The organism is Veillonella sp. DNF00869, from assembly GCF_001553345.1.
Lineage (GTDB): Bacteria > Bacillota > Negativicutes > Veillonellales > Veillonellaceae > F0422.
This window is the reverse complement of the sequence record NZ_KQ960768.1, coordinates 197,652-209,497: the sequence shown is the minus strand read 5'-3', so window position 1 is coordinate 209,497 and position 11,846 is coordinate 197,652. Positions and strand designations below refer to the sequence as shown.

The following is an 11,846-nucleotide window of genomic DNA, read 5'->3' as shown; positions in this document are numbered from 1 at the left end:
GGCCTGGGAGGATAGGAAGTTGCTGATTAAACTTAGCGGGGGCTAGCATCTGCTAGCCCAGCTAAAAACTTGGTTCTGCTACAAGAATCACTTGACAAAGTATCAACTTTACGTTATACTGAGTAAGTCGTAAAGATAGGGGTATAGCTCAATTGGTAGAGTAGCGGTCTCCAAAACCGTTGGTTGTGGGTTCAAGTCCTACTGCCCCTGCCAACTAAATTACATATGACTCAGTAGCTCAGCTGGATAGAGTGTTTGACTACGAATCAAAAGGTCGGGGGTTCGAATCCCTCCTGGGTCACCATCTTATGCGGGAGTGGCGGAATTGGCAGACGCACCAGACTTAGGATCTGGCGCCATTGGCGTGGGGGTTCAAGTCCCTTCTCCCGCACCAATTTTAAAGATAAGCGAATAGTTATATTCGCTTTTTTTGTATATCTAGTGTAAGAATATAATTTTAAGTGTTGATACAAGGAGGTTGCTATGAAAGTTACAGACTTAAGCTTTTTAGCATCTGCGGTTTCTGGTTTACGTGAAACTCGTTGGAACAAAGAAATATTCAAAGCCTTTTTCTTCGGTCTTACTGTAGGTGCATATTTAATTTATGCAGCCCTTCATTATATTGAAGAGTCCACGAATACGGCGATTAAAGAAAACCTAGAATAATCACAGGGGCTATAGATAACTATAGCTCTTTTTCATATAAGAAAGGAAATACTATATGTCGATGACATATAAGCCTATATTAGATATAAAAGGGACTATGAAGGATATTGTAGACTCTTTTTATAAAAAAGGAGCTACCCAAATCTATGGATTAGGAGGATCACAGAAATCTTTTCTGTATAGTCAAGCTACATTAGAAGGTGAGCAAAGACCAACCCTCATTGTGACCCATGATAAAACCCATAAAGAGCTGTGGGAAAGGGATATACAATGTCTATTACCAGATGCTAAAGTATTATCTTATCCTATTGTGGATCGATCTCTTTCACAATGGACGGCAAAAAGTTTAGATACACAGGCAAAACGGATGGAGACCTTAGGGAATCTAGCTTTGGGTAAACCAGTGATTGTATTAGCTACCATAGAAGAAGCTAGTCAATTTGTAGGCGAACCTTGTACCGTGTTAGATCATATGTTAACGCTTCAGGTAGAGGAAGACATAGATCAGCAAATCCTGTTAGAAAAATTAGTACAAATTGGATATGAACGAGTGGACCAGGTGGAATATCGTGGTCATTTTAGCGTGCGTGGAGATATTTTAGATGTATTTCCTATTCAAAGTGAATTTCCTTTTCGTCTTGAATTTTTTGGCGATACGATTGATACTATGCGTCAGTTCAATGTGGATACGCAACGCTCTATGGGGGAAGCTTCGGAATGTATGGTCTTACCTATACACGCGGATAATGATGAGGAAACTTGCTCTATACTCTCTTATTTAAGTAGTGGCGTATTAATTTTAGATGAGCCAAAACGGTTAGAAGAAGCGTTAGGTAAAGTTCATAAAGAAGATGCGTCGAATGAAGAGTTATATCTGCGTTGGAAGGATTGGAAGGCATCTTCTCAGGCGTATACCACTATTTTATTCAGTATGATGCAACGCTCTGCAGGATGGGGGAAGGTAGAGACCATCGGCATGATGGGAAAATCTATTGCCTCCTATGAACGTCAAATTCCTATGCTTATGGATGATATTAAGTTTAATGCATCCTTGAATAGACAAATCGTATTGGTGTTACACAATCAGCAACGCCGTGAAGCAATAGAAAGTGCGTTACTTGAAAATAAGATATCCTATGTGTATCGAGATACATGGGAATGGACAGCACCTGCAGTTCTTATTGTGGAGGGCATACTTTCAGAGGGATTTGAATTACCACATTCAAATCTAACGGTCATCACAGAAGGGAATATTTTTGGCTTTCAGAAGAAAAAACTTCGTAAGAAAGTAGATAAAGGTCAGGAGATTAAATATTTTACAGATATTACCGTTGGGGATTATGTAGTACATAGCATCCATGGTATTGGTAAATATCGAGGACTGAAGACCATAGAGACGGAAGGCATTCATCGAGATTATATTGAAATCGATTACGCTGGTACAGATCGTTTATTTTTACCGGCAGACCATTTGGATCAATTACAAAAATATATTGGTAATGAAGGAGTTACGCCCAAACTACATAAAATGGGTGGTAAGGAATGGATTAAGACAAAATCGAAAGCCCAAAAATCTATTGATGATTTAGCAGATACCTTAGTGGAGTTGTATGCGAAACGAGAACTTATAGAGGGCTATGCATTTTTACCAGACCAACCATGGCAACGAGAGTTTGAAGACCAGTTCCCGTATGAAGAGACCGATGACCAATTACAAGCGATTCAAGAGATTAAGGCGTCGATGGAATTACCACGCCCTATGGACCGACTGTTATGTGGGGATGTTGGATTCGGTAAAACAGAAGTGGCTATGCGCGCTATGTTTAAAGCTGTTATGAGCGGTAAGCAAGTGGCTATGTTAGTACCTACAACGGTGCTTTCAGAGCAACATTTTAAAACATTCATGTATCGATTCTCACAATTTGGAGTGCGCGTAGAAGTGTTAAATCGATTCCGGTCAGCGAAAGAAAAGAAGGATATTATTAAGGCTGTACAAGATGGACAGGTAGATATCTTAATCGGCACACATGCGTTATTAAGTAAGAAAATTCAATTCCAAAAGTTAGGTTTATTAGTGGTAGATGAAGAACAACGATTTGGGGTGGCACAAAAAGAAAAGTGGAAACAATGGGCTACTAATATTGATATTTTAACCCTTAGCGCTACGCCAATTCCACGGACCTTGCATATGTCCTTGGTAGGGGTTCGTGAAATGAGTGTCATCCATACGCCACCGATGGAACGATTGCCAGTGCAAACCTATGTTGTAGAGTTTGATATGCAAGTAGTGACGGAAGCTATTCGTCGTGAGCTACAACGAGGTGGACAGGTATATTTTGTGTACAATAAGGTACAGTCTATTGCGCATATGGAAGAACAGTTACAGCGAGCTATGCCGGACCTACGCATTGCAGTGGCTCATGGACAAATGGCGGGTACCATGATGGAACATGTGATGCAGGATTTTACAGAAGGACAATATGATGTACTCTTATGTACTAGTATTATTGAAACGGGCTTAGACATTCCAAACGCCAATACCATTATTATTTTTGATGCAGATCATTTGGGCTTGTCACAGTTGTATCAAATGCGCGGACGAGTAGGGCGTTCTAGTCAACGGGCGTATGCGTATTTTATGTATCGCCCAGATAAGGTGTTAAATGAAAGTGCCGAAAAACGGTTGAAGGCCATCCAGGAATTTACCGAATTAGGCGCAGGATTTAAGTTAGCTATGCGAGACATGGAAATTCGAGGGGCAGGCAACTTATTAGGTGCGCAACAACATGGCAATATCGCAGCTGTCGGCTTTGCTATGTATGCCGCCATGTTAGAAGAAGCGATTGCAAAATCCCAGAAAAAAGATATGCCAGACCGTCCATTACCAGCACCAGTGGTGGATGTAGGCATAGATGCCTTTATCGATAGTGATTATATTCATGATGAGGCACGAAAGATTTCTGTGTATCAACGATTACTACAAATTGATACAAAAGCTGGTTTAGACGATTTTGTAGATGAATTAATTGACCGGTTTGGATCGCCTACAAAACCAGTGGAACGTCTAATTAAATTGGCCATGATTAAGGAACGAGCTCGTGCTTTAGGTATGAAGAGTGTCATTCGCAAGGATGGGAATATTCTCTTTACTTGGCAAGATGAGTCTAAAATGGAAGACTGGGATATGGGTGCCATCAGTGAAGATATATGGAAACATATGAAACATCGAGGCTCAAACTCCACTGTATGGGCCTATACATTACAATCTGGCGATGTAATCCGCCAAGTAGAACAAGTACTGAGTGAATTTGAACGAAAACTTCCAAAGGAGGGCTAATATGACAGGATTTATGAAAGGAGCTATGATCTTAACCGTAGCAGGGTTATTGGTGAAGGTCATAGGGGCGGTCAGTAAAGTCATTGTAGCTCGTATCTTAGGAGGCGAAGGGGTGGGTCTGTACCAAATGGCCTATTCTTTGTATCAACTAATTATCAGTATTGGAGCAGCAGGATTACCAGTCGCTCTTTCTATTATGATTGCTCGCAAAGTGGGACAAGAGGACTATAGAGGAGCTCGGCATATTTTCAAGGTAGCATTGACTACTATGGGGATGCTAGGTGTATTGCTAAGTGTAGCCTTTTATATTGCAATTCCTTATGTTATCGAAATCGGATTGATTACAGATAACCGAGCAGAAGGTGCGTTATTAGCGGTAGCACCTGCCATTGGGATTGTTTCTTTATTGGCTTGTTTTCGAGGCTATTTTCAAGGATTTCAAAATATGTTGCCTACTGGTATATCACAGGTATGTGAACAGTTAGGGCGTGTACTAGTGATGGTGGGGGCAGCTATCTACTTTTTACCACAGGGGATTGAATTAGCCTCTAGTCGTGCGGCCTTATCTTCTGTCATTGGCGTAGGCTTAGGATTAGTGGTGTTACTGTATTATTATGGTCGAGAATCTAAATTAGAAGGACAAATATTTCCTTTAGAATCACCGAAGACCATTATAAAAGACTTAATGACACTAGCCTTTCCAGTGGCCGTAGCCAATATTATGATACCTCTCATTGGAGCCATTGATTTATGGCTAGTACCACAACAATTGATGCTATCTGGTTATGGCAAAGAAGAGGCTACAACAGCATTTGGATATTTAACAGGAATGGCGACCTCTCTTATCAGCTTACCTGTTATAGTGACTATGTCCTTAGCCACTAGCTTAGTACCTGCCATATCTAGACTGCATAGAGACCGAGATAAAGAAGAAATCCATCATCGCATGGAGACCGCGCTACGGATGACGAATATCGTAACGATTCCTGCCTTTGTAGGATTGTGTGTATTGGCTACACCGATTTCTCAGATGATGTTTGATACGCCGAATGCAGGTGGATCTATTGCTGTTCTTAGCACTAGCATTTGGCTACTAGGTGTACAACAAGTAACAACCGGTGCCTTACAGGGGTTAGGACGTACGGCGATTCCTATGTTTACGTTACTCTTAGGGGCAGTATTAAAAATTTTATTAAATCTCTATTTAACACCGCAATGGGGGATAGAAGGGGCTGCGTGGGCCACTAATGTAGATTTTGGTATAGCTGCGGTAGCAAACTTGTATATATTGTATCGATGTACATCATTTACTATTTCTTTCCTAGAAATTGGAAAAATTCTATTCTCCTCCTTAGCCATGGGTGGTGGCACAGTGATGTTTTATAATTTTATGAGTACTATCCTATCTAATACCATGAGTGTAGCATTATCTATTCTTTTAGGAATTGTACTATATGTATTAGCACTAAGTATAACGAAAACCATGCAGGTGAAAGAGTTTACAGGTTTGGCAAAACAAGCCATGAAGAAAGGTGGTTCTAAGTGAGTCAAAAAGAAACGAGTTCCTTTACATTGGATCCATTAGTAGATGTATTAGCTGAATTACGAGGCCCTAATGGATGTCCTTGGGATAAATTACAAACACATAGTTCACTACGTAGATATTTGCTAGAAGAAGTATATGAAACATTAGAAGCCATTGATGAAAAGAATGTGGACCATTTACGGGAAGAATTAGGAGATTTATTGTTGCAAATCGTGTTTCATGCACGAGTGGCAGAGGAAAATGGATATTTTACCATGCAAGATGTGGTGAATGATATTACCGCTAAAATGGTGAGACGACATCCGCATGTGTTTCAAAGTGCAGACCGAGAAACAGTAGGAGATACATTAGCAACTTGGGAAGAATTGAAAGCAAAAGAAAAAGGGCATGAACGCACATCTATTTTGGATGGAATTTCTCCAGGATTACCAGCTTTATTGCGGGCTCAAAAATTACAAGAGAAGGCAAGTAAAGTGGGGTTCGACTGGCCTAGTGAAGAAGGGGTGTGGACTAAGTTTTATGAAGAAATAGATGAATTTAAGCGAGAAATATTCAAAAAAGATATAGAAAAAGCGGAAGAAGAGGGGGGAGATGTACTTTTTTCCTTGATAAATCTGTTTAAATGGTATAAAATAATCGGAGAAAACGCACTACACCGCACAAATACAAAGTTTATACGGCGATTTTCTTATGTGGAAAAAAAGGTCCAACAGAGTGGAAACAAATGGGAGGATTTTACTCTCAAAGAGCTAGATGAATTTTGGGAGGCGGCAAAGGTGGAACTTTAATCGCATGATTAAGTTAAAGGAATACTATTTTTAAGGGAGGTTCAATCATGAACAAAACTGAATTAATCGCAAGCGTTGCAGCTAAAGCTGAATTGACAAAAAAAGATGCTGAAAAAGCAGTAAAAGCTTTATTCGACACAATTGGCGAAGCATTAGCTAAAGAAGAAAAAGTACAAGTAATTGGTTTTGGTACTTTCGAAGTTCGTACTCGTGCTGAACGCATTGGCCGCAACCCTCGTACGAAAGAAGAAATGACAATTCCAGCATCCAAATCCCCAGCTTTCAAAGCAGGTAAACAATTAAAAGACCTTGTGAACGCACCAGCTACTAAAGCAACTACTAAAGCAGCTACTAAAGTTCGTAAAAAATAATTCAGGATATTCCTAAGATACAAAAAGAACGCTACAGTTCCTATGCAAATTGATATTTTCTTACATTTGCATGGAAATGATAGCGTTCTTTTTTATACGTAATATTCATATCTCTTCGAATCTATGATAGAATAGACATAATGTAATTGCTTAGTAAGAATCAGTGAGGTAAAGATACATCATTAGAGGCTATCTAAAGAAAGGAGGGCACATGGGTCAACGTATTTTAATTGTATCGGCGTCAATTGGTACGGGTCATACGCAAGCGGCACTGGCGATTCAAGAATATTGGCAACAGAAAGATCCAAGTGCAGTCGTGCATCATGTAGACTTTTTAGGGACAGATACATTTTCCTTTGATAACCTATTGAAAGAAACCTATTTTAAAATGTTAGACTTCTTTCCTTTCCTCTATGATATTGTCTATCGTTGGTCTGGTGCTGAATGGAAAGGAAGCGTAGCCCAAACGGTAGTGTCTTGGATGCTAAAGAATCGGATGGAAAAACTCATAGAAAAGGAAGAGCCAGATTTAATTGTGTGTACCCATCCATTTCCTTGTGGGGCAGCAAGTGTGTTGAAACGACATCGAAAAATAGAGATTCCTATTGTAGCCGTTATGACTGACTTTGCAGCCCACCAATTTTGGCGCTATGATGAAATCGATGCCTATCATGTAGCTACGCCATCCATGGTGTATGAAGTGTTGAACATGGGTGTACCTTTAGAAAAAATTCATGTCACGGGTATTCCTATTATGCGTCACTTCTTTACACCTTTAAAAGAACCTTATGGCAGTGATTCTTGTAAGAGGGTATTGCTCATGGGTGGTGGACTTGGATTAGGCTGTGTAGAAGAAGCCTTACAACGGCTAGATCATGTACCGGGGATTGATGAAATTCATGTAGTGGCAGGCTTGAACGATGGGTTATATAACTCTTTGCATCATATGAAAGAATCCTTACGAACGCCTATTTCCATATATGGCTATACCAATGAAATCCCTGAATTGATGCGAAAGGCGACGTTGCTTGTGACAAAGCCAGGAGCATTGACTTGTATGGAAGGTGTTACTATAGGTGTACCTATGGTATTTTTTAATGCCATTCCTGGGCAAGAAGAGGCTAATGCAGAATTGTTAGAACAAAAGGGCTGTGGCAAATGGGCACGTCATATTGAAAACTTGGATGATGTAGTAGGTGCTTTATTACAAAATCATGAACGGTTACAGGCTATGCATGAAGCAGCGAAGGCTTGGAAAGTAGATGGAGCAGCGGAAATCGTAGCTGCTTGTGAGGACATGCTGGCACATAAACAGGGGATACTTGAATAGAAAGATAACATAATACAGGACTTAGGATGCCGACTAGTATGGCCTCCTACTTATACAGTTGTAATAAAAAAGGCTGTCACAACATGTAAATTACATGGTGCGACAGCCTTTTTGCCGTATTACTCGCTATAGGAGTCCATTTCAGAATCGTAACGCTCAATATTTTCATTGCGAATATCTTGCAAAGTATCTAGCAATTCTTCTGCACTTTCCACACGAAGGAATAATTCTTTTAGTTCCTCTCCATTTGGAAGTGTTACGCTCCATTGAAATGCATCATTATCATCATACACGGATACAATTACAGGTGTATCCATTGCAGTAGGAATACGTCCATCTTCATCGGAAATAATGGCATATTGACCATCTTCCTCTTCACTACCATCAGATAGTTCGTATAATAGGACGTCCCGTTCGTCAACTTCTACAATTTCAAAACCAATATCTTCAAACTCTTGCTGAACCGTGTCAGTGTCCATGACAACCTCCTTATAAAATAATGAATGTGTTACTTTCATTCTAATCCATGATAGTAGGTGTGTCAATGCAAATCTATAGTTTACATACGTGTTAGTACGTACTATAATAAAAATAGAAGTTGTTTTGTATGTAATTAGTAATCTCATGTCTATTTTCGTGAAAGATGGTGATTATTTTGGTAACACCAAAAGAACTACTAAAAGTATTAAAAAAGGACGGCTGGTATGTTGATCGAATACGAGGCTCACATCATATGTTAAAGCATACGAGTAAAGTGGGGCGTGTTACAGTACCTGTACATAAAGAAGACTTAAAACCTAAAACATTACATACAATATTGAAGCAAGCAGGAATTAAATAAAGTAGTTACGATGAAATAGGAGGTATACTATGAGAAAAGAAATGTATCCAGCAATTTTTAGCAGTGATGGAGATGGAGGATATACAGTCAGCTTTCCAGATTTGCCAGGCTGTGTTACAGAAGGTAATACATTAGCCGAGGCGGTGGACATGGCAGAAGATGCATTGGGACTTTATTTGTATTCTTTGAGTGAAGATAAAGAAGAATTTCCAGTTCCTATGAGTCCAACGGATATACAATGTAGCTCAGGGGAGTTTATTGGGCTAGTAAAATGGGATGAGGAAGCTTATTTAAGAAAGACAGATAATAGAGCTGTGAAAAAAACGCTTACTATTCCTAGTTGGCTTAATCATAAAGCAGAAGAAGAGAATCTTAATTTTTCTAAAATATTACAAAGTGCATTAAAACAAGAACTAGGAATTATATAAACGAGTATGAATATCTTAACATTACAAAACATAGAAAAATCGTATGGCACCCGCTTATTGTTTAAAAACGTAAATGTCACCATAGCCTCTCATCATCGCATTGGTTTAATTGGCGTTAATGGGACAGGAAAAACAACTTTATTGCAGGTGTTAGAAGGAACACAAGAACCAGATACAGGTAGCATAGAACGAAATGGGAAGGCTACCATCCATCGATTGGAACAAGATCCATATATTGATGAAAGTAGTACCTTGCTAGATAATGTATTATTAGGAGACCATCCTAAACTTTCACTGGTTCGAGATTTTGAAAGAGCGTTACAAGATCCAGAATCACCGCAGTATATGAAATTATTAGCGCGCATGGATGAAGAAGATGGCTGGGTTGTAGAACAAGAAGCAAAAATGATATTGACACGCCTTGGCTTTCATGATGTACATGGGCCAGCAAACTCATTATCTGGGGGACAACGCCGAAGATTAGCATTAGCTAGAGCCTTGGTCTATCCTTGTGATTTATTATTGCTTGACGAACCTACGAATCATTTGGATGAGGCCACCATTGAATGGCTAGAACTATATTTAAAAGATAGAAAAGGGGCTGTATTATTGAGCACCCATGATAGATATTTCCTAGATGCCGTATGTAACACCATATGGGAACTATCGAATCAGACTATATATGAATTTCAAGAGACTTACGAAACCTATGTATCCTTGAAAGAAGAACGAGAAGCACAGTTAGATGCCATTGAGGAAAAGCGCAGAAAGCTGATTGCCAGTGAATTACAATGGGTGCGCCGTGGTGCGAAGGCGCGTACCACGAAACAAAAGGCAAGATTGCAACGGTTCGAGCAGCTGAAAGCTATGGAAAAACGACAAAAAGTAGGCACTGTGGATCCCGTAGTATTAGCCTCTCGTTTGGGAAATACAATTTTCGATATAGAACATCTATCTTTTTCTTATGATGCTGGACGAGAAGTGATTAAAGATTTTACTTATCATATGGTACGTCATGATCGAATTGGTGTGGTAGGACCTAATGGGATTGGTAAGACTATGTTGATGAAACTATTTCAAGGAGCATTGGAACCAGCTGGTGGGACTATGGGGCGTGGAGAAACAGTTCGCATTGGATATTTCTCGCAACAATTACCGACCTTTAAAGAAGACCAACGGGTGTTGGACTATATTCGAGAAAATCGTTCATACTTGCACTTGCCCGATGGCAGTTCCTTAAGTGCAGGTCAATTATTGGAACGATTTTTATTTCCTCCATCACACCATGGTTTGCCCATCCGTAAACTGTCTGGTGGGGAAAAGCGAAGGTTATTTTTACTTCGCATTTTAATGGATGCACCCAATGTGTTACTCCTAGATGAGCCTACCAATGATTTAGACATTCCAACCTTAGAAGTCTTAGAAGAGTTCTTAGATTCTTATAGCGGCATTGTCATCACCGTGTGTCATGACCGGTACTTCTTAGACCGGGTGGTAGATAAACTCTTTGTATTCACTGGAGAAGGTCATATCGAGATATACCATGGTGGGTACTCTGATTATGAAGCAGACACGACCCTAACGAGCGCCATGGGTAGTGATACAAAACGTGGTGTCCTACGTCATGCTGTGCAGGTACAGGGTGGCTCCGCTGGTTCTAGGGAGCAGAATGCGGAACACCATGCCAATGAAGGAATGGTAGTGGATATTGAAAGTGAAAGCGTACAAACACAGTCATGTGATACAGTTACAGATGTGAATACTAATGTGCACCTAGTAGCAGTAGAGACTACGGTAGATAGCAAGGAGAGCGGAAAAAAGAAACTGACTTTAGGGGAGATGAAAGAACTTGAACAATTAGAGCTTCGCATTGCGGAACTAGAAGGTCTAGTGAAAGCCTATGATGCTATGATTGCTCAAGGGGGTAGTGACTATGAAGCCATTGAAAGTACCATCAAAGAACGAGAACAAGTGGTAGAAGAGTTGGATATGAGTACTTTACGATGGTTGGAATTGGAGGAGAGAAAATAAAGTTGTTTATGAAAAAGAACCCCTTTAAGGGTTCTTTTTTGTTATTTCTACAAGTTTATAATTTATAGACAAAATGGCTTATTATCAGTGTTTTAAACAAAATTTGTTTGACACCATAGAGGAATATCGAAAAAAATAGTTGTGCTTTTTTTAAATTTATGTTATTATAAAAAATTTTTTTCAATACATTTAAGTAAAGGGATATAACAAAACTTTATAGAATATATATATAAATCATAGATATAAATTACTAGAGGGAACATGGATACTCTATTAAAAATATAAAATCATTAACGGCTACCCAGATATCACATTCAAAGGCCAACAAAACATCACTCGTTATGAAATGGCTCAAATGGTAGCGAAAGCTTTAGTTCGTCAAGATCGTGTTGACGCTGAACAAAACGCAATCATCAACCGTTTAGCTAACGAATTCTCCGCTGAATTGAACAATTTAGGCGTTCGTGTTTCCACATTAGAAAACAAAGTGGGCAACTTTAAATTCACT

10 protein-coding genes, 3 tRNA genes and 1 pseudogene are annotated in these 11,846 nt (G+C 39.5%); 13 read left to right on the top strand and 1 reads right to left on the bottom strand.

Features of this window, described 5'->3' with window-relative positions; translation table 11 throughout:
* Positions 1 to 137: 137 nt before the first annotated feature.
* The 9 genes from HMPREF3032_RS04020 (at position 138) to HMPREF3032_RS03980 (ending at position 8,038) form a co-directional block, all read left to right on the top strand.
* Positions 138 to 213: transfer RNA gene (locus tag HMPREF3032_RS04020), tRNA-Trp, on the top strand.
* Positions 214 to 227: 14 nt separating this feature from the next.
* A tRNA-Arg gene (locus HMPREF3032_RS04015) sits at positions 228 to 304 on the top strand.
* A gap of 6 nt (positions 305 to 310) precedes the next feature.
* Positions 311 to 394 (top strand) — tRNA-Leu (locus tag HMPREF3032_RS04010).
* Positions 395 to 483: 89 nt separating this feature from the next.
* Entirely contained in the window at positions 484 to 666 is a 183-nt protein-coding gene (locus HMPREF3032_RS04005) for a hypothetical protein (RefSeq protein ID WP_009353527.1), read from the top strand.
* A gap of 97 nt (positions 667 to 763) precedes the next feature.
* Positions 764 to 4,003 carry a transcription-repair coupling factor gene (mfd, locus tag HMPREF3032_RS04000; protein WP_231723407.1) on the top strand — a complete coding sequence of 1,080 codons (3,240 nt, stop codon included), beginning with the start codon at positions 764 to 766 and terminating at the stop codon, positions 4,001 to 4,003.
* Between the two features lies 1 nt (position 4,004).
* A complete protein-coding gene (locus HMPREF3032_RS03995; protein WP_062402142.1) occupies positions 4,005 to 5,549 on the top strand; it encodes a putative polysaccharide biosynthesis protein in 1,545 nt (514 codons plus the stop codon).
* A complete protein-coding gene (gene mazG, locus HMPREF3032_RS03990; RefSeq protein WP_062402139.1) occupies positions 5,546 to 6,337 on the top strand; it encodes a nucleoside triphosphate pyrophosphohydrolase in 792 nt (263 codons plus the stop codon). The genes HMPREF3032_RS03995 and mazG overlap by 4 nt, the downstream gene beginning before the upstream one ends.
* 47 nt (positions 6,338 to 6,384) lie before the next feature.
* Complete coding sequence (locus HMPREF3032_RS03985; protein WP_062402136.1) at positions 6,385 to 6,708, top strand: HU family DNA-binding protein; 324 nt, start codon at positions 6,385 to 6,387, stop codon at positions 6,706 to 6,708.
* A 211-nt stretch (positions 6,709 to 6,919) separates the two neighbouring features.
* On the top strand, positions 6,920 to 8,038 hold the full coding sequence (locus HMPREF3032_RS03980) for an MGDG synthase family glycosyltransferase (protein WP_062402134.1): 1,119 nt from the start codon (positions 6,920 to 6,922) through the stop codon (positions 8,036 to 8,038).
* Between the two features lie 119 nt (positions 8,039 to 8,157).
* Here HMPREF3032_RS03980 and HMPREF3032_RS03975 read toward each other — a convergent pair whose 3' ends face one another.
* Entirely contained in the window at positions 8,158 to 8,517 is a 360-nt protein-coding gene (locus tag HMPREF3032_RS03975; protein WP_009353548.1) for a hypothetical protein, read from the bottom strand.
* Positions 8,518 to 8,681: 164 nt separating this feature from the next.
* Here HMPREF3032_RS03975 and HMPREF3032_RS03970 point away from each other — a divergent pair, with 164 nt between their 5' ends.
* From HMPREF3032_RS03970 to HMPREF3032_RS07580, 4 genes and pseudogenes are all read left to right on the top strand, one after another.
* Positions 8,682 to 8,879 carry a type II toxin-antitoxin system HicA family toxin gene (locus tag HMPREF3032_RS03970; RefSeq protein ID WP_062402131.1) on the top strand — a complete coding sequence of 66 codons (198 nt, stop codon included), beginning with the start codon at positions 8,682 to 8,684 and terminating at the stop codon, positions 8,877 to 8,879.
* A 29-nt stretch (positions 8,880 to 8,908) separates the two neighbouring features.
* Positions 8,909 to 9,307 (top strand): type II toxin-antitoxin system HicB family antitoxin, encoded by a 399-nt coding sequence (locus HMPREF3032_RS03965; protein ID WP_062402128.1) that lies wholly within the window; start codon positions 8,909 to 8,911, stop codon positions 9,305 to 9,307.
* 6 nt (positions 9,308 to 9,313) lie between these two features.
* Entirely contained in the window at positions 9,314 to 11,338 is a 2,025-nt protein-coding gene (locus tag HMPREF3032_RS03960) for an ABC-F family ATP-binding cassette domain-containing protein (protein WP_062402125.1), read from the top strand.
* Positions 11,339 to 11,624: 286 nt separating this feature from the next.
* Positions 11,625 to 11,846, top strand: a pseudogene (locus HMPREF3032_RS07580) (S-layer homology domain-containing protein); the annotation flags it as partial.